Below are 17,339 nucleotides of genomic sequence, written 5' to 3'. Positions count from 1 at the left end.
GTTGCCATCTTGACCATTGTTGATTGTGTAGCCCCTGTATTTTCTCCCAGTCGTGATGTCTTTTGCCATGACAATCTCCTTTAGCTTGCTTTAACTCTGTCGTTGTTATTACTTCTATGGCTAATGAACATACAAATGGCATTAACATTGTGTTTATAATTTCGTTTACAGGATGCATTTATCACTTGCAGCAAATAGTTCTTTTATGATTATTATTAAGACACTACTAAAACCGGGATAGACAAGTACGCACTACACGGAGTATAAATAAATTTACTTCTGAGACATGCTGACCATTTTCACATAGTATATTTGCGATAAAGTTTATGGTAGTACAAAACGGTTTGACCACTGCAATAAGGTCCCTAATTTTTAACAGGTAATGCTATTATGAAAGGATTCAAATGGAAAAAGATAGACTCAGATATTGAAGGGAAAAATCTCAGACAAAGCCAACACCCCCATCTATTCAAAGCTAATAGATGGGGGTGCAGTGAATTATAATCCCTATCAGGCACTGGTAATGAAATTTTTATGAACAACACACAGGCGCGGCTTGCTTGGGGTAATGAGTTGACGGATGATGTTAAGCTTCTCAAGAGCATCAAGCGCAGGAAAGATATTGTCGTTTTTCATTTTTTCTATCCCTTTTGCAACCTGCGTTGACGTAAAAAAGCTATGCCTATGACGCTTGATCCAGTCTAATATCTTTTGAGCATCGTAGTATGCACTCAACCCATTTGCAGAAAACGCGTATTCTGCATGAAGGCTGATGCTGTATACAATTTTTTTAGCTATAAGCACATCATTCTTGGATACAAAATGGTTATCAGGTTTAGCATGCCCCCAGATATGGAGGATTGTTGCAATCCTCGCGACCAAACCGCGAATCTTTCGGAGATAGGCTCGATAATGAGTTTGCCCTTTTGGTGTTCGGTTTTGTTCCTTTTCAGTTTCCTTTAAAATTATTAATAGCTCTTCTTTTGCTTCAGGAGAAAATTGTATTTCAATCAATTTTCTTGACGGTTCTTGTGTGAAGTTATCTTCAAGTAAATTTTCAATTTTTTCTGAATACGAATTATAATCTGATTTACTTGAATTATCTTCAACTATCTCATCCTGCTTTCCTCCGAAACAAACAGCAAATCTTGGAGAAAGGCCATGCAAGCCCAGCCTATCATTTGAGTACAGTTGTCGAGCAATATCTGGATTTACTACAATCCCTATGTTTAAGAATGGCTGTTGAAGAATTTTTGTTCCATCGCGTTTTGTTTCTGTAATAAACTTTTCATAACCATGAGCTTTCGTGAAAATATCTAATGGTGACCTGGAAGCAAGCACTAAATGTAAAAAAGTGTTACCTTCCGCGCTCGCAAAAGTACTACCCCCACCATTGTCCTGCATGGTCGCGTATAATTTCGGATAAGAAGTGTCCTCGGTAAATACCCTTGGCAGAGCAGAGGCTTCCTCAACTGGACAGCAATCATTTATCATGTTGCGATCATGGCGAACATTATTGGCCAACGTTTTGAGAGCCTCTTTGCAAATAACCAAGTCTTTACCATGATTTTTTTTGGACTGCTTCAGCGCAATTTCTCTTGCAATAACAATGTCTACATTGTTGGATTTTGATAATTTTTCTGCATGCTGAGCTTGTTTTCTATTTTCAAATGATTCATGAGGTCTCATGACTAACTTCAATAGATTGCTCTTCATATTTCCGGACTCTGCGCAAACGATTACATAAAGCGTGATTGCCTCAAGCCATTCATCATTAATTTTTGCAATATATCTTCCTCGTGTAGCAGCTGCTATTGAAAATAAAACAAATAGCAGCACAGAGAGGTAGCTCCATCCTGTGTTATCGGCTATGTACTTTACGCTTCCTCTCAAGCCATCAGGGATATCTTCCAGGTGAATATCTCCAAATGAGTTTGATATTTCAAGATTAGAATAAAAATTTGAATTCAGATCCTCTGACATCTTTTTTATTTCATCGCATAAATCCTTAGCGTCATCTATTCGTCGAACTTGTTCTTTCGCCGTTTCATAATTGATATATGCGCGCATGGATTCTGTTTCATCCCGTATACGTGCAACATATGGATTCTCTCGAAGGTTAATTCTTTTGTTTGCAGGGCTATTCGAAATTTTCTTATTAAAGTTGCCGTCTTCATTATTGTCTAATTTTCTCATGACATTGACCTCTATTTGCTATCAGTCTTCTCCTCACCGGCATGAGGAGAAGACTGATAGAGCGCTACAGATTCTTTAAGACCCCATGCCTATTGTCCGTCCTGCGATTATGGCCTGGCTGCAGATTCAATTCGACTATTAGCCATAAGCCTGCGACTTCACCCCAACTGTACCGAGCAGTTCTCCCAATTTTGCAATAGGGAATGCCTATGCTATGAAGTCGGTGTGCTGCATAAAAAATTTCCTGAAATTTTATTCAGTCAGACCAATTTAGATTGGCCTGCCTGCTGAATTTCCTAATGTTTTTTGCGTTAAGGTAATTTTGAAGCGCCAAGCTGTGACAGGTTAAACTCCAAGATTAATACGTTTGATCCTACCCGACCTAGAAGCCAAAAGCGTATTCAAAACGCGGAAATTAGCTCTGATAGGTCATCTTTTGCAATTGATGACAATTCAGCTCTCTGCATTTCGTTCATTCGCAAACGGCCTTCATTCATCCTTCCATGGTTGCGTTCTCCTCAGCAGCATTGGCTGCTGGGGAAGCACAATAATCATAATTATGTTCGTTTTGTAGCTTGCACCGGCACCACACAGTACAAGACGTTTAGTACTAACTCGCTTTTTTCAAAGCATCTCAGCTTAAAAGCCGTTAGATGTTCAAAGACGGATCAATGAGGTGCTTTGAAAGGAATGCTTCTAAGTCACAGACGCGATAGCGCACAGCGCGGCCTATTTTGATATAGGGAAACCCTATGCGCTTAAACCTGTGAGCACGAAGCGTAGAGAGGCTCAACCCGGTTCGGGCTGAAACTTCTTGCTCTGTCAAGCATTGGCAAGTTGATTCTATGGCAGACATGGCCGACCTCCTTGGTTAAACTGGGAGTTACGGCCATTTTTATACAGGAAGGAAAGGACATAGGGGGATCGCGTAGACACCGACAAGCGGTTAAATCTACTAACAGTAATTTATCCTAATTATAAACAACAATTTCCTTACAGACTGAATGAGGACTCTGGTATTCCGGGCGTAAAAAAGCCTCCCCTGTAATATCTTCGCGACGTAGTGGAGAGGCTTTTATGTGAATCACATAGAACCATATATATGACGGCAAGTTAATACTGTTTCAGATCTCAACCAAAATATTTATACCACTAGGTTGCAGTGTCGACAAATTCATATTCAAAAAAACCTATGGTTCGCCTCTGAAGTTTATTCGCATCTGATATCTTTTTTGTAAGATTCATCCATTCCTCTGCTGTTTGTGTCCCCCTAATTTTTTCAACAGCATATTTAAATTGCTTAGTCCACATGTTACGGCATTCACTATAATATTTACATTGAATACAGTCTGTTGTTGTGCTTTTTTTTAATGGATCGCACTTAATGCTCTTATCACTGCGTGAATGCCGCTCTAGCGCTGATTCAAGATTTTCATTATGCAGAACACAGAAATCATAAATTATAAGTCCAGTAGCCTTATAAAATATATTCTGCAATGTCTGCCTGTAAGACCCACTCTTGGAAAGCCTATGGACTTCTTTTATAACATCAGATCGCTCACAATTTTCATAGTCACTATTTGACTTAAAAAGAGTTGCTTGCCTTGTAAGTTCATTAATAGTTTCCTTTAGAGACATATGAGCATTGACTAGAAACATTATAGAGTTATTACAATCTTTGACAACACACTTTCGCTCTACAATATCTCTGCATTTAAAAACAGCAGGTAGTTCATTATTTGCTCTATAGTTCAACACGACATCTTCCATTTTGTACGGAAAGGGGAGAAAAGACGGCGACACACTAAATCTTGAAGCAATGTCTAAGAGAATGCCAATATTACTAATATTATTAATTACCTGTACTATTTGTTCTCTAAGATGTTTGAATGCAAGATTCATAGTTTCAAAAGACACACCACCAAATTGCATCATTAATATATTTATACCCATTGCTTCACAGCAATAAATAACATCAGAAAGAAAATCCATTTTCATGGGATATGGAACAACACTTTTTTCTTCATAATGCGCTTCTAAAACTTTTCCGACAATATTAATTGTATTTTCTATCTCACCATTATTATAGCAAGACATTTCAAACCTGCGCTTCGCATATTCACAAAAGAAAAAGGACTCTTCCAACGTCGTCTGGTCAAGGACTGAGTTTGGCATATCACTTCTTCTCCCTATCAATATTAAATATTTCATCCGCGACACTGGCTGCCCGCTGCATGGCCTCATCGGCCAAGTGGGCGTATCGCTGGGTCATTTGCGGGCTTGAATGAGTCAGTAACTTTTGCAGTGTGTATAGATCAACTTTCCCACTAGACGCTAGAAAGGACGCATATGCATGCCGCAATCCATGCAAGGGGCGGAAATCATCGGGAAGCCCTGCCTTCTTCTTGACCCGAAGTGCGACACGGCGGAAGTCCTGTCTTTGTCCGCCATCCTTTCCGGGAAAGACATAATTACTGCCGTGCGGTAAGGGCACTAGAATGGATCGAGCAGCCTGTGACATTGGGATGATTTCAGTCTTTCCTTTTTTAGCAGCATCCCCGCGCAGAGTGATGAATCCTCTCTCGAAGTCAATGTCGTCCCAGCGCAAAGACATGAGCGCACTTTTGCGCATGCCCGTGGTAAGGGCCAATCGAATAAAGCTCGCTGCAACTTGATCTGCCTCTTCATCAAGCGCCTGCTTGAGCTTCGTTACTTGATCCAGCGTTAAGGCTTCCGTCTTAACATTATCTACTTCAGGCATTTCAAAATAAAGAGTAGGCTGCTGGGCACATAGCCCCCGCTTGACTGCAAAGTTGATAAGTCTACGAATAAAAGCCAAAACATGCTTTATCGTCTGTGGGGATAGGGGCTTTGCTTCACCGCCTTTTTTGCGCGGCTTGGTGAGTACTGACAGCTGATTACGAAGATCATCAATGTCCTTGGTGGTCAGTTCCTCGGTTGTCTTTTCGTGCAGGTGAGGAAAATATTTGAATAGGCACGCGTCTGTTTTCAGGATGGCTTTACCAGCATTTATTGCAGCATAATGCTCCCAAAGTTTGGCAAGAGTTGCTCGGGATTGTAAAAGTTTTTTTTTCTCTTCTAGGCAACGCCGTTTCTCAGTATTGGACAATTCTTTACCACGCATCCTGTCTATGCGTACTTGATTGGCTTTGGCCTCAGTCATTCCAACAGAGGCCTTCCCCACAGGTTCTTCAATCTGCTTCGCCTCTCTGCCGCCAATTCGATAACGGATGTAATATGTTCTCTCTTTGCCGCTATCGTCATCGCGAAAGTAAACACCTGGATATTTTTTAGATTTTGTGCGTTTTTGTGTTGCCATATAGGATCACCTCAAGTACAGCAAAAAGCAGAGAGCCTCATTTCTTCCCCACACCATTCCCCACACAGATCATAAAAATAGTGAGCAATAGGTGTAAAGTCAAACAACCTTTAACATGTATATCTAGCTGTTTTTAAAAGAATATATCAAAAGATGAAAATCCATATACAATATGGCACTTAGTCTTTTAAGCAGAGAGTCGCAGGTTCGATCCCCGCACGACCCACCATATATTTCAAGGGCTTATGGCTAACCGCCATAAGCCCTTTTTCTTTGAGCCGCTATGCCCCCGTCTTTGAGGTAGAGGCTCCTCTCAGGCCACTCAGAGCGCATCTACCCAGGTGATGATCGCCGCATTCACATCGTCCTTCCGATCCTGCATGATCCAGTGCCCAGCGCCTTCCCACAGGTCGACCTTTGATTTCGGGTGAGAGAACCATGTATGCATTCGCTCGGCTTGCTCTTTATCTCTGCAAAGATGATAAAATGGGGTACGAATGGTTTTGCAAAATTCTTTGCTTTGCTTCCCAAGTCCGACTTGGTTTGGGCCAAAAAATAAGGGGGCAAAGGATTCACGCACAGGATAGATCGGTGTGCCCTGAAGGCGTCTGGTATGCCATCGTTTTAAAGCAGGATCTGTGGCTTTGTCGTAAAATCCGGCTAATAAGGCTGATATTACATCGCTTGGATTGCCGTGTTGCAGGTCATCAACCGTCTTTTGAAATATAGAAGCAAGTTTGTCGGAAAATCCGAGCGAACCATCAACCGAGACGACTCCCTCAATCAGATCCGGCCGTTTGTTCGCTAGGCGTGCGGCGATTTGCCCTCCCATCGAATGCCCCACCAGCACAAATTTTTCACTTGAAAACCTAGTCTCGATGAGCGTTTCGATATCTGCGACATAGTCATCCGGCATGTAATTGCCAGACGGCATTAGCTCGGATCTGCCGTGCCCGCGCAGATCTATGGCAACAACGCGATAACGGCTTTCCAACGCTGGGAGTTGCCAACTCCAATCATGCGAGTCACAACTCCAACCGTGGAGCAGCATCATGTTTTTACCTTTTCCAGTGTCGGTATAAAAAAGCTCGGCGGTTGGTTTACTTGCGGCAAAGGCCTGTATTGGAGTGGTCGCGTCTGTGGCTAACCCCGTAAGTACCATAAGGCCGCGCAGGGGGTTGGCCATAATTGTCGAGGCTGTGGTCAAGCCTAGCAGCTTCATGAGACCTCGCCGGGATAAGGGCGTGTTCTGTACTTTCAATGTAAGCATCCTTTGAGATATTCTCGCCGACATCAACATCGGCGACCATTAATAAAGTGGGCTGTGCTCATTAATATATGCTACGATTATAACGTCAATTACGCACCTTAAGGTGCGTAGATATACAGGAGTATACTGCTATGACACAAAAAGTGGATACTGTTTTTTTTGCGGACTGCGCGGCACGATCATTCTTCGACCAAGTTGCAAACAAGTGGTCTGTGATGATCCTAACTATTCTAGAAGAGAAGCCTACACGGTTTAACGAGCTCATGCGCAGGCTTGAGAGTATTACGCATAAGGCGTTGACGCAGGCTTTGAGACGATTGGAAAGAAATGGATTAATCATGCGCAAGATTATGGCGACATCTCCTGTAGCCGTCGAATATTCAATTACCGAACTTGGCCGAACGCTACAGGTACCTTTAAGGGCGGTCTACAATTGGGCGATAGAACACCTGCCTCAAATCGAAAAGGCACGTGAACACTATGATACTAAAGAGGAACGCCAGACTGCTTCTGGAGAAGTTGAATAAGAAGCTGCTGCGTAGTTTAGAGGTTCATATTCTCATGCTGCTTGCGATACCCCCGGAGATAAGCGTATCGAGTTTTATGGGGTACTTAAAAGGTAAAAATAGTTTGATACTCTATAAGCAATCGGCAATCTTAAATTAAAATATTACAGTCGTGAGTTTTTGTTTCGCGGGTTTTTATATAGATACCGCGGGCAAGGATAGTACAAAAATTCAGGATTGCATAAAAAAGTAACTTGATAGAGATAAGCTCAGCGATCAGTTGAGTCCTCCGTATCCAGGGTAACCCGTTAACGGGCCGTAAGTAACAGAAATGCAAATGTCAGATCGAACATGCACCTGCTAGGGAGCAGATGGTAAGAGAGCCTTATAGGGGCTTACGTCCCCACGGCGCTGGGGGATATGTATTCTTTGGGTTATGCAAAGGATATACTCAACAGCGCAGGGGGGCATCATTCGGGAAAAAGGGAGGGCCGTCCGTGAATTTCCCCGATGTTCTGCGTGTGCAAGTAGACGGCACCTTACCCCAGCCTGGCTGACGCGGCATGTAGATGAAATTAAAACGGCCCGTTGGCTCTATGAGCCAACGGGCCGTTATGCTAGCAACAAAGATTAATCCTTGTCTTCTTCTGCGCCGCGCGGTTTTCTGCCCCATTTATCGGGGTGCGTAAACCGCTTGCCGCCGCCACCGTTACCGCCGCCATCGCGCTGATTGCGGGCAGGGTATCCGGGCCGGGGGCCACGCGGTGCGCGGGGGCCAGGGCCAAAGCTCTTGCGCTGGAACGAGCCGCCGCCAGTATCCAGCTTGGCGGTTACGCGCGTACCGGCAATAAACACGCCCCGGTTAAGAACGGCCAGCACGTCATCGGCAAATTCGCTCTGCACTTCAACAAGGCTGAAATGCTTTTGAATGCTGATTGCGCCGATGCTGCGGCCAGCAATGCCGCATTCGCCAGTGATGGCGCCCACCATTTCGCCGGGCGAAACCTTGTGCGCGTGCCCCACGCTGATGTGCAGGCGGGTCATGGGCGCATCATTACGGCGCGGACGCGCGCCATCGCGGTCGCCCTGACGGAACCCGTCGCGACCGTCACGACCATCGCGGCCAAAACGACGGGGCGCTTCGGCCAGCGGGTCTTCTTCTGGCACGTTGGTGGCATCGCCAAAATCGCGCTGCATCAGCAGCTTGAGCAGGGCTGCGGCCACATCGCGGCTGGTGATCACGTCGTCTGCAAACTGTTCGGACAAAAAGTCTTCAACCATCTGCATGCAGCTTTCCAGCGCACCGGCGGTCAGCGTGGCGCGCACTTCGTCCAGCAACCGCGAGGTGCGGATGTTGGCAACGTCGCGCAGCGAAGGCAGGCGTTCCTGCTGGATGCGGGCCTTGGTATGCCGGATAATGTCGCGCAGCTTGTGCTGCTCGCGCAGGGTCACAAAGGTGAAGGCCTTGCCCACGCGGCCAGCGCGCCCGGTGCGGCCAATGCGGTGCACGTAGCGCTCTGCGTCATGGGGGATATCGTAGTTGACCACGGCATCCACATCGTCCACGTCAATGCCGCGCGCGGCAACGTCCGTGGCAATCAGAATGTCCAGCCCCTCACCGCGAAAACGCTGCATGACCCTGTCGCGCTGCGACTGGGCAAGGTCGCCGTGCAGGCCGTCGCTCTGATAGCCGCGCTGTTGCAGGTGGGCCGTCACTTCGTCCACGCTGCGCTTGGTGGAGCAGAACACCAGGGCCTTGCGGAATCCCTGGGCGTCCAGCACCCGGCACAGCGCGTCCATCTTCTGATGGGGGCGCACTTCGTAATAGACCTGCTCAATGGCGGGCACGGTCAGGGTTTTCTGGGCAATGGCCAGCATTTCCGGCTCACGCAGAAAGCGCTTGCTCAACTGCAAAATAGCCGGGGGCATGGTGGCCGAAAAAAGTACGCGCTGGCATTCAGCGGGCACCCGCTCCAGAATGGCTTCTATATCTTCGCGAAAGCCCATATCGAGCATTTCGTCGGCTTCATCAAGCACAATGGTGGTTGCGCCGCCCAGGCGGAGGGTGCCGCGCTGGAGGTGATCCATAACGCGGCCAGGGGTGCCTACCACCACCTGCACGCCGCGTTCAAGAGCGCGGAGCTGGCGTTCAATGGCCTGACCGCCGTATATGGGCAAAATGGCGACGCCGCGCATGCGGGCGGCCAGTTTGCTGAGTTCTTCGGCAACCTGAATGGCAAGCTCGCGCGTGGGGCAAAGCACCAGCGACTGCACCGCCCTTGTGGGGGTGAGCTTTTCCAGAATGGGCATGCCAAAGGCGGCTGTTTTGCCGGTGCCGGTCTGGGCCTGACCTACCGCGTCGCGGCCAGTCAGCAGAAAGGGTACGGCGAGCACCTGAATAGGAGAGGGTTCTTCAAAACCCATATCCTTGACGGCCTGCAATAATTCCGGGGACAAATGAAAATCTTCGAACGATGGGGACATGCTGTTCCTGTACATAAAAAATTACTTGGTAGCGTACCATAGCCTCATACACGCCAATGCACAATGCCCCATCAGCCCCAGATTGCGGCAGACGGCGGCCTGACTGAAAAAAACCGCCCAGAAGCCGCCCCCCGCAAGGGATGAAGATTCTGGCGCAGATGTAAAAAAATTCTGCTACGCGGCACAAAGCGTTTAGAGGCTGTTGACCTTGCCGCGCTCCTCTGTAGGATGGCCTACGCCGGAATAGTCCTGCATCACGTCAGCCATCAGGAGAAACCATGTCCTGTATACAGACACGCGGTCTTGCCTACGGCCAGATATCCTATAGAGATCTGGACATCGAAGAGGGCAAGGCCACCTTTATCAGCGGCCCCAGCGGCTGCGGCAAAAGCACGCTACTGCGGCTGTTCAACAAAACTCTGGCCCCTACGGCAGGCACGGTGCTGTATCAGGGGCAGGACATGGCCCAAACGGACAGCATTGCCCTGCGGCGAGAGGTTTTGCTGGCAGGGCAGTCCGTGTTTCTCTTTGAAGGCACCGTGGGCGAAAACTTTGACGCCTTTTGCGAAGCCAGAGAATCCGCCACCCTTGCGGCGGAAGACAAGCAGAAATTCCTGCGCCTGTGCTGCGCCAATTTCCCGCTGGATGCGCCTTGCGTGCATCTTTCCGGCGGCGAACGCCAGCGCGTGTTTCTGGCCATCTGCCTTTCATTCCTGCCCAAGGTGCTGATGCTCGACGAACCCACCTCGGCTCTGGATCAGGAAACGGCAGAGCGCTTTATGGCTCAGGTGCTGGCTTTTTGCCGCGAGCGCGGCATGACCGTGGTAGCCGTGAGCCATGATCCCGCCCTGACCGGGCGGCATGCGGAAAACATCATCAGCCTGCGGGCAGAGGCGGAATAACCATGAACGGCGTTGCCCAGATTCAGTTAGGCTCGTTTTTGCTCGTCTATGTGCTCTTGTTGGTGGTGCTGGCGGTTATGAAAAAATGCCGCATCAACCAGACCAAACTACTGGTGCTGGCAAGCGCACGCATGACCTTGCAGCTCATTGCCGCAGGCTACGCGCTGACATTTCTTTTCGAGCATCCGCACCCACTGCTCACCATGGGCTATCTGCTCATACTGGTGTTTTTTACCATTTATCTGGTGCTTTCGCGCAACAAAAGGCTCAACCCGCGCTTTCGGGTAATAGTGTCTGTTTCCATTGCCAGTTGCGGGCTGGGCATCATCATATTTTTCGTGACCTGTATTGTGGGGCAGAGCGTGTTTGATCCGCAATACCTCATCCCCATCAGCGGCATGCTCATGGGCAATGCGCTCACGGGCGTTTCGCTGGGCCTCAAGTCATTCTGGAACGGCCTTGAGGGGCAGCGGGCGCGCGTGGAGGCGCTGCTGAACATCGGGGCCACGCCGGAAAAGGTGCTCTTTCCCTTTGTGTGCCAGGCGCTGGAAACCGCCCTCGTGCCCACGCTCAACTCCATGCTGGGCATGGGCATAGTGGTGCTGCCCGGCATGATGACAGGCCAGATACTTTCCGGCACCGCTCCCACCACTGCCATCCTGTACCAGATAACCATCATGGTGGCTATTTGCGCCTGCGTGTGCCTGTGCTGTTTCTGCTCGCTCTATTTCGGCTACAGAACGCTCTGGAACGCGCAAAAACAGGTGGCTTTCTAGGCGCAGGTTGCCAGTGGGACTGTCCGAGCGCTGTTTACGGATAATGCGTTAGCGGCGTTAGAGAAGCACACTCCGCAGGGCTGATTCAAGATCCGGCTGGTGAAAGGCATAGCCAGCAGCCTGCAACCGCGCTGGAACAGGATTCTGCCCTGCGAGCAACAGTTCATCGGCCATCTGCCCCAGCATCAGGCGCAGTATCGCTGCGGGCACAGGCAGCCACGAGGGCTTGCCGCAGGCCTTGCCAAGGGCGCGGGTAAATTCGCTCATGCTGGGGGTGCGCGGCGCGCAGATGTTGAACGTGCCCGCAAGGTCGGGTCTTTGCAGCAGCAGGGCGGCTGCTCCGGTCACGTCTTCAAGGTGCGTCCAGCAGAATGGCTGTTTGCCTGAACCCAGCGGCCCGCCCATAAACATGCGGAAAGGGGGCAGCATGCGCTCCAGAAATCCGCCGGGGGTTCCATCCGCCTTTTTGCCCAGCACCGGGGCAAAGCGCAGCACGCAACGGCGGATGCCCATCGCTTCAACGGGCACGGTGCTCTGTTCCCACAGGCGGCAGGTTTCGGCCAGAAATCCCGTGCCGGAGGGCGCACCTTCATCGCAGGGCGGCGCGCTGTTTTGCCACAGGCCGTAGTATCCGCTGGCCGAAGCCTGCAAGAGGGTTGCAGGCGCTTGCTGGGATTGTTCCTTGCGCAGGCGCAGGGCAACGCACAAGGCTTGCCCGGTTTCTACCCGGCTGTTCACAATGGCCTGCTTGCGTTCCGGCGTCCAGCGGCCTCCGCCGATATTCTCGCCCTGAAGGTTGATGATGGCGTCGATGCCGTCCAGCAATCCGGCCAGGGCAGCCCCATCCCAGCCGTTCCAGACCACGCGCCGTGGCCCGTTGCCGTCCTTGCCCGCCCTGCGTGAAACCACGCTTACGGTGAGGCCCTGGCGCATGAGCGCCGTTGCCATGTATCGCCCCACAAAGCCTGTGCCGCCCAGAATGAGAACATGCATGGTGAACCCCCTCTGTTGTGCGAAGCCGTGCGTTTGATGCAGTCTATACCGTTTGCCGGAGAACAGGCAATTTTATCGTTTTGCCGGCCTTGCGGTTGATTGCGCGGGATGCGGAAAAACCTCCTGCGCCATGCGGATGAACTCCCGCGCTGCGGGCGACATGCGGCGAGCGTCCGGCGTTGCCAGGGCTACCTGCCGCCGGGCCGCAGGACGGAGGGGCTTTTTGACGTAGCCCTGTGCTTTATCTGGCGGCAGGGCGGATTCTGCCACAATGCTCACGGCCTCGCCCCGAGCCACGGCGGCAATGGTGCTCACAAGCTGCAACGAGCGCCAACGTATATTGGGTTGCAGTCGCAACGCGCGGAACAGGCCACCGATAATGTCTTCAGATCCGGCTCTGGTCATGGCAAAGGGGCTGGCGCAAAGTTCCTCCAGGGTGACGGCGTTTTTCTTCGTCAGCGGGTGCGCCAGAGGCAGCAGGGCCACCAGCTGGTCTTCCATGAGGGGAAAGGTGTCAAACCGTTCATCCGGCAAGGTCACAAAACCAATGTCCACACGGTGGTCTGTGAGCCATTGGGCCACCTCGCCGTCCGGGCCTTCATCCACGTGGACTTCAATGCCGGGGTATACCGCGCGGTATTTTTCAAGCACCGGGGGCAGCAGGCGCAGCGAGGCCGTAGGGCCAAAGGAGCCAATGCGCAACGTGCCGCGCTTCATGCCGTGCGCGTCCGAGGCCTCCTGCCGCATGGATTCCGCCAGCCCAAGCATGGCCTGCGCCTGCCGCAACAGGCGAGCGCCCACATCTGTAAGCTCCAGATTCTTGCCGCGCCGCAGCAGGGCCACGCCAAATTCCTGCTCAAGCGCTTCAATGGCGTGGGATACGCCCGATTGCGAAATCCCCAGTTGCAGGGCTGCGGCAGTGAAGCCACGGCGCGCGGCCACGGTGGAGAATATTTCAAGCTGGGTCAGCGTCATTGCGATTCCATGAGTTATTGCTCATTTCTCTATGAATGAACATGTACGTAAATGTATGCGCTTCAGCTAGCGGGTGCAATGGGTGCGGCCTGTGCAATGCCTTTGGCCGCAGAATTTCAGTAAAGTCAGGGATTGAAATGAGTGTTGCAAAAGAACGCGCTGGGGACGCCGCCGTGTACGTCCGGTTGGCACTTGTGGCCGTGGCCTGGGGGGGAACCTTCATTGCGGGCAGAAGCCTGGCTGGCGTTGCGCCCATGTTTTCGGCGAGCTTGCGGTTTTTGCTGGCCTCGGCGGCGCTGAGTCTGTTTCTTGTGGTTTCCGGCAAGGGCTTTCGCCGTGTGACGGTGGGGCAGGCTCTGGTGGTGAGCCTGCTGGGGTTTTGCGGCATCTTTTCTTACAGCTTTTTCTTTTTCAGCGGCTTGCAGCACATCAGCGCCTCGCGCGCGGCGCTGATTGTGGCGCTGAACCCGGCGGTCATGGCCCTTATCGCCTACCTTTTTTACCGTGAACGCGTGAGCGCTCTGAAAATGCTTGGCATTGCCCTGTGTTTCGGCGGTGTGGCCCTGGTGGTCGGAGGCGGCGATCCCCAGCGGGCAGGGGCTGGCGGCAGCGGCTGGCTGGGCGAGGCGCTTATAGGCGGCTGCGTGCTGAGCTGGAGCGCCTACAGCGTGTTTTGCAAATCTGTGGTGCGGCAGCTTGGGCCGTTGCACACGGTTACGTATTCCATCTATGCCGGAACCCTCATGCTGGCGGTCTATACCGCCTGCACGGGCGCGCTAGATTTTGCCGCCGTGGCGCGGTTCAGCAGCGGCGAAATGCTCAGCCTGCTCTATCTGGGCATAGTTGGCTCCGCCGTGGCCTATATCTGGTATTATGACGGCATCCAGAAAATTGGCGTAGCGCGCGCTGGCGTATTTATTGCGCTCAATCCCCTGGCGGCGGTGCTGTTTGGCGCGGCCCTGCTGGGTGAACAGATGACACTGGCGACCCTGCTCGGCGGCGCGCTTATAATCACCGGCATTGTTGTGGAAAACTTCCGTAGCGGGGCCGGATGCGCTCAGGCCGCCGAACCGCCCTTGGAAGTATCCGCCGAACCGTCCACCAAACTATCCGGGCAGGCGCGGGGCTGACAGCCGCAATCTTCTGCTTCTAGTTTTTTCGCATTTTTTTCAAAATCCAGATGCTCCCGGCCCCAGGTGTACAGCGCCTCCAGCGCCGGGAGTAGTGTTTTGCCGCGCTCTGTGAGCGAATATTCAACCTTTGGCGGAATTTCGTTGTACTGCCTGCGGTGGACAAGGCCAAAATCTTCCAGCTCGCGCAGGCATTTGGTGAGCATCATGTTGGTGACGCCCCGCACGCTGCGTTTCAGTTCGTTGTAGCGCATGGTGTCTTTTTCGGCCAGGTGCCACAGAACGGGCAGCTTCCACTTGCCGCCAATGCACTTGAAAACGTGCAGGATGGGGCATTCAGTTTTGTCATCATACAGGCCGCTGGCGGCGCGTGAAGGAGATTTTGCCATGGTATGCTCGCTAAAAGTAGGGAAGAAAAAAATGCGTACTTGCGAAAATAGTTTTAGAGCAGGTATACATGGTGGTCAAGAAGTTCCTTGCCATCAACTAATTCCCACAGGAGGATATAATGAAAATTTACGCCATAAACGGTGGCCCGAGAAAAAAGTTCAATACCGCCAAGCTGCTTCAGTCTGCTCTGGACGGTGCTGCCGCCGCACCCTGTAGCGAAACAGTCGAAACCGAGATGATTCACCTGTATGGTCTCAACTACAAGGGTTGCGTGAGCTGTTTTTCGTGCAAAAGGGTGGGCGGCAAGAGCTATGGGCATTGCGCAGTCAAGGATGATCTGGCCCCGGTGCTGGAAAAGCTCTCGCAGGCGGACGGGCTTATCTTTGGCAGCCCCATCTATTTTGGCAATGTCACGGGCATGATGCGCAGCTTTCTGGAACGCCTGATGTTTCCCTTTTTTGTGTATGACAAAGACTACAGTTCGCTTGCTCCCAAGCGCATGCCCACGGCCTTTATCTACCCCATGAACGTGAGCAGCGAAGAAATGGAGCAATACGGTTACCTTCAGAACCTCAAGGGCATGGAAACCTTTGTGGGTCGCCTTTTTGGCGAACCGCAGGTGCAGCATGTGCACAATACCTACCAGTTTGACGACTATAGCAAGTACAAATGCGAACGGTTCTCCGAGCCGGAAAAAGCCGCTTATCGCGATGCGCATTTTCCGCAAGACCTGGAACAGGCCCGCCGCATAGGCGCGGCAATGGTTGCCGCTGCTGCCAGATAGCTTCCGTACTGCCTACGGTAAAACACAAAGCCCCCGTTGAAAAACGGGGGCTTTGTCATTGCTGATAGTTACGCCAGAGCAGGCTTATGCGCCCAGATAGGCTGCCTTGATTTCCGGCGTGTCTGCCAGATGGGCGGCGGAACCTTCTGCCACAATGCTGCCTGTGTCGAGCACGTAGCCGCGATCCGCCACCTGGAGCGCCAAACGGGCGTTCTGCTCCACAACCACAACGGTCAGACCCTCGCTGTTGAGTTGCTTGAAGGTACGGAACATGTCGTACATGAGCAGGGGCGAAAGCCCCATGGAGGGTTCGTCCAGCAGCAATACCGAGCAGTTGGTCATGAGCGCGCGGCCCACGGCCAGCATTTGCTGTTCGCCGCCAGAGAGTGTGTCGCTGCGCTGGTGCATGCGTTCTTTAAGGCGCGGAAAAAGTTCAAAAACCTTGTCCACATCCCGCTGGATATTGTTGTCCTTGCGTGTCCAGGTAGCCAGCTTGAGGTTTTCGTTCACCGTAAGGTTGCCGAAAATGTGGCGTCCCTCGGGCACAAGATCCATCTTGAGGCGGGCCACCACATGGTGCGGCTCTGTCTTCAGGATGGATTCGCCGTTAAAGCGGATGTCGCCACTGATGACCGTGGGCGATTCCGGCGGCGTGAGGCGCATGACTGCCTTGAGCGTGGTGGACTTGCCAGCGCCGTTGGCCCCGATGAGGGTGACTATTTCGCCCTTGTTCACGTGAAATGAAATGCCGTGAAGGGCTTCAATCTTGCCATAGCCGGCGTAGAGATTTTCAACTTCCAGTAGCATCACACGTTCTCGTCGCCCAAGTAGGCCTTGATGACATCGGGGTTGGACTGAATTTCCTGCGGCGTGCCCTTGGCAATGGTCTTGCCGAATTCCACCACGGTAATGTGCTGACACAGCGACATGACAACCTTCATCTGGTGCTCGATCATCCAGATGGCGATTTTGAATTCGTCAAATATCCAGCGGATGTGCTTGATGAGGCCGTCCACGTCCGAGGAGTTCAGGCCAGCGGCGGGTTCATCAAGCAGCAGCAGCTTGGGGTCTGTGGAAAGGGCACGGGCCAGCTCCACACGGCGTTGCAGGCCGTAGGGCAGGTTTTTGGGAAATTCATTGGCCACATCGGCCAGTTCCATGATTTCAAGAATCTTTGAGGCCTTTTGCCGCACGCGTTTTTCTTCACGGCTGTAGCGCTCATTGCAGAGCCACGCGTCAAGCAGCCCGTATCCCAGCCTGTGGTATTGCGACACGCAGATATTGTCGAGCACCGTCATGTCGTTCCACAGGCGGATGTTCTGAAAGGTGCGGGCCATGCCCATGGCCGTAACCTGATGTGGCTCAAGGCGGGTATCGTATGTATGGCCGTTAAAGACAATCTGCCCTTCGGTGGCATGATAAAAGCCCGAGGCCAGGTTGAATACCGTTGTCTTGCCCGCGCCGTTGGGGCCGATGAGGCCCACAAGGGAGTGGTCTTCCACGGCGATGGAAAAATCCGTTAACGCAATCAGCCCGCCGAAGCGTTGCGTGACTTCTTTCATTTCAAGCAGTGCCAAGGTCAGCCCCCACTCG

At 51.6% G+C, this 17,339-nt stretch carries 15 protein-coding genes and 1 pseudogene; 6 read left to right on the top strand and 10 right to left on the bottom strand.

Annotated elements, in window-relative coordinates; all coding sequences use genetic code 11:
- Nucleotides 1–510 precede the first annotated feature (510 nt).
- The 4 genes from NE637_RS13810 to NE637_RS13795 all read right to left on the bottom strand — a co-directional run bounded on the left by NE637_RS13810 (nucleotide 511) and on the right by NE637_RS13795 (nucleotide 6,758).
- Nucleotides 511–2,196, bottom strand: a complete 1,686-nt coding sequence (locus NE637_RS13810; RefSeq protein ID WP_256267764.1) for a DUF3987 domain-containing protein — start codon at nucleotides 2,194–2,196, stop codon at nucleotides 511–513.
- Nucleotides 2,197–3,348: 1,152 nt separating this feature from the next.
- Nucleotides 3,349–4,371, bottom strand: a complete 1,023-nt coding sequence (locus NE637_RS13805) for a hypothetical protein (protein ID WP_256267763.1) — start codon at nucleotides 4,369–4,371, stop codon at nucleotides 3,349–3,351.
- 1 nt (nucleotide 4,372) lies between these two features.
- Nucleotides 4,373–5,536 (bottom strand): tyrosine-type recombinase/integrase, encoded by a 1,164-nt coding sequence (locus tag NE637_RS13800; protein ID WP_192112129.1) that lies wholly within the window; start codon nucleotides 5,534–5,536, stop codon nucleotides 4,373–4,375.
- 322 nt (nucleotides 5,537–5,858) lie between these two features.
- Nucleotides 5,859–6,758 (bottom strand): alpha/beta fold hydrolase, encoded by a 900-nt coding sequence (locus NE637_RS13795; protein ID WP_256267762.1) that lies wholly within the window; start codon nucleotides 6,756–6,758, stop codon nucleotides 5,859–5,861.
- A gap of 179 nt (nucleotides 6,759–6,937) precedes the next feature.
- Here NE637_RS13795 and NE637_RS13790 point away from each other — a divergent pair, with 179 nt between their 5' ends.
- Both NE637_RS13790 and NE637_RS15910 read left to right on the top strand, forming a co-directional pair.
- Nucleotides 6,938–7,333 carry a winged helix-turn-helix transcriptional regulator gene (locus NE637_RS13790; protein ID WP_192112130.1) on the top strand — a complete coding sequence of 132 codons (396 nt, stop codon included), beginning with the start codon at nucleotides 6,938–6,940 and terminating at the stop codon, nucleotides 7,331–7,333.
- 25 nt (nucleotides 7,334–7,358) lie between these two features.
- A pseudogene (locus NE637_RS15910) lies at nucleotides 7,359–7,638 on the top strand (transposase); the annotation flags it as partial.
- A 304-nt stretch (nucleotides 7,639–7,942) separates the two neighbouring features.
- Here the strand turns inward: NE637_RS15910 and NE637_RS13785 are convergent.
- Nucleotides 7,943–9,796: a DEAD/DEAH box helicase gene (locus tag NE637_RS13785; protein ID WP_227119344.1), complete on the bottom strand. Its 1,854-nt coding sequence runs from the start codon at nucleotides 9,794–9,796 to the stop codon at nucleotides 7,943–7,945.
- Nucleotides 9,797–10,074: 278 nt separating this feature from the next.
- Between NE637_RS13785 and NE637_RS13780 the strand changes: the two genes are divergently transcribed.
- The gene (locus NE637_RS13780; RefSeq protein WP_227119345.1) at nucleotides 10,075–10,698 is read left to right on the top strand and encodes an ABC transporter ATP-binding protein; all 624 of its coding nucleotides are present in this window, start codon (nucleotides 10,075–10,077) and stop codon (nucleotides 10,696–10,698) included.
- Between the two features lie 2 nt (nucleotides 10,699–10,700).
- Entirely contained in the window at nucleotides 10,701–11,474 is a 774-nt protein-coding gene (locus NE637_RS13775) for an ABC transporter permease (protein ID WP_192112134.1), read from the top strand.
- 57 nt (nucleotides 11,475–11,531) lie between these two features.
- Here the strand turns inward: NE637_RS13775 and NE637_RS13770 are convergent, their stop codons facing one another.
- The gene (locus tag NE637_RS13770; protein ID WP_227119346.1) at nucleotides 11,532–12,467 is read right to left on the bottom strand and encodes a TIGR01777 family oxidoreductase; all 936 of its coding nucleotides are present in this window, start codon (nucleotides 12,465–12,467) and stop codon (nucleotides 11,532–11,534) included.
- 72 nt (nucleotides 12,468–12,539) lie between these two features.
- Complete coding sequence (locus NE637_RS13765) at nucleotides 12,540–13,442, bottom strand: LysR family transcriptional regulator (protein WP_227119347.1); 903 nt, start codon at nucleotides 13,440–13,442, stop codon at nucleotides 12,540–12,542.
- A 137-nt stretch (nucleotides 13,443–13,579) separates the two neighbouring features.
- On the opposite strand from NE637_RS13765, the gene NE637_RS13760 reads away from it, so the two are divergent.
- Entirely contained in the window at nucleotides 13,580–14,572 is a 993-nt protein-coding gene (locus NE637_RS13760) for a DMT family transporter (protein ID WP_192112137.1), read from the top strand.
- Here NE637_RS13760 and NE637_RS13755 read toward each other — a convergent pair.
- Nucleotides 14,500–14,961 (bottom strand): winged helix-turn-helix transcriptional regulator, encoded by a 462-nt coding sequence (locus NE637_RS13755; protein ID WP_227119348.1) that lies wholly within the window; start codon nucleotides 14,959–14,961, stop codon nucleotides 14,500–14,502. The two genes, NE637_RS13760 and NE637_RS13755, sit on opposite strands and share 73 nt — an antisense overlap.
- A gap of 119 nt (nucleotides 14,962–15,080) precedes the next feature.
- Between NE637_RS13755 and NE637_RS13750 the strand changes: the two genes are divergently transcribed.
- Nucleotides 15,081–15,746: a flavodoxin family protein gene (locus tag NE637_RS13750; protein ID WP_192112139.1), complete on the top strand. Its 666-nt coding sequence runs from the start codon at nucleotides 15,081–15,083 to the stop codon at nucleotides 15,744–15,746.
- 84 nt (nucleotides 15,747–15,830) lie between these two features.
- On the opposite strand, the gene NE637_RS13745 is transcribed toward NE637_RS13750, so the two are convergent.
- Both NE637_RS13745 and NE637_RS13740 read right to left on the bottom strand, forming a co-directional pair.
- Entirely contained in the window at nucleotides 15,831–16,553 is a 723-nt protein-coding gene (locus NE637_RS13745) for an ABC transporter ATP-binding protein (RefSeq protein ID WP_209819340.1), read from the bottom strand.
- A complete protein-coding gene (locus tag NE637_RS13740; RefSeq protein WP_192112140.1) occupies nucleotides 16,553–17,323 on the bottom strand; it encodes an ABC transporter ATP-binding protein in 771 nt (256 codons plus the stop codon). The genes NE637_RS13745 and NE637_RS13740 overlap by 1 nt, the downstream gene beginning before the upstream one ends.
- Nucleotides 17,324–17,339 lie beyond the last annotated feature (16 nt).

The organism is Desulfovibrio desulfuricans (assembly GCF_024460775.1).
Classification (GTDB): domain Bacteria; phylum Desulfobacterota; class Desulfovibrionia; order Desulfovibrionales; family Desulfovibrionaceae; genus Desulfovibrio; species Desulfovibrio desulfuricans_E.
This window is presented reverse-complemented; position numbering and strand designations above follow the sequence as displayed.

Excerpts from the sequence above, each read along its gene's own strand:
- NE637_RS13745 (WP_209819340.1), bottom strand. The coding sequence starts at position 16,553 with ATGCTACTGGAAGTTGAAAATCTCTACGCCGGCTATGGCAAGATTGAA.
- NE637_RS13795 (WP_256267762.1), bottom strand. The coding sequence starts at position 6,758 with ATGAAGCTGCTAGGCTTGACCACAGCCTCGACAATTATGGCCAACCCC.
- NE637_RS13750 (WP_192112139.1), top strand. The coding sequence starts at position 15,081 with ATGAAAATTTACGCCATAAACGGTGGCCCGAGAAAAAAGTTCAATACC.
- NE637_RS13780 (WP_227119345.1), top strand. The coding sequence starts at position 10,075 with ATGTCCTGTATACAGACACGCGGTCTTGCCTACGGCCAGATATCCTAT.
- NE637_RS13760 (WP_192112137.1), top strand. The coding sequence starts at position 13,580 with ATGAGTGTTGCAAAAGAACGCGCTGGGGACGCCGCCGTGTACGTCCGG.
- NE637_RS13770 (WP_227119346.1), bottom strand. The coding sequence starts at position 12,467 with ATGCATGTTCTCATTCTGGGCGGCACAGGCTTTGTGGGGCGATACATG.
- NE637_RS13785 (WP_227119344.1), bottom strand. The coding sequence starts at position 9,796 with ATGTCCCCATCGTTCGAAGATTTTCATTTGTCCCCGGAATTATTGCAG.
- NE637_RS13765 (WP_227119347.1), bottom strand. The coding sequence starts at position 13,442 with ATGACGCTGACCCAGCTTGAAATATTCTCCACCGTGGCCGCGCGCCGT.
- NE637_RS13800 (WP_192112129.1), bottom strand. The coding sequence starts at position 5,536 with ATGGCAACACAAAAACGCACAAAATCTAAAAAATATCCAGGTGTTTAC.
- NE637_RS13805 (WP_256267763.1), bottom strand. The coding sequence starts at position 4,371 with ATGCCAAACTCAGTCCTTGACCAGACGACGTTGGAAGAGTCCTTTTTC.
- NE637_RS13755 (WP_227119348.1), bottom strand. The coding sequence starts at position 14,961 with ATGGCAAAATCTCCTTCACGCGCCGCCAGCGGCCTGTATGATGACAAA.
- NE637_RS13790 (WP_192112130.1), top strand. The coding sequence starts at position 6,938 with ATGACACAAAAAGTGGATACTGTTTTTTTTGCGGACTGCGCGGCACGA.
- NE637_RS13775 (WP_192112134.1), top strand. The coding sequence starts at position 10,701 with ATGAACGGCGTTGCCCAGATTCAGTTAGGCTCGTTTTTGCTCGTCTAT.
- NE637_RS13810 (WP_256267764.1), bottom strand. The coding sequence starts at position 2,196 with ATGAGAAAATTAGACAATAATGAAGACGGCAACTTTAATAAGAAAATT.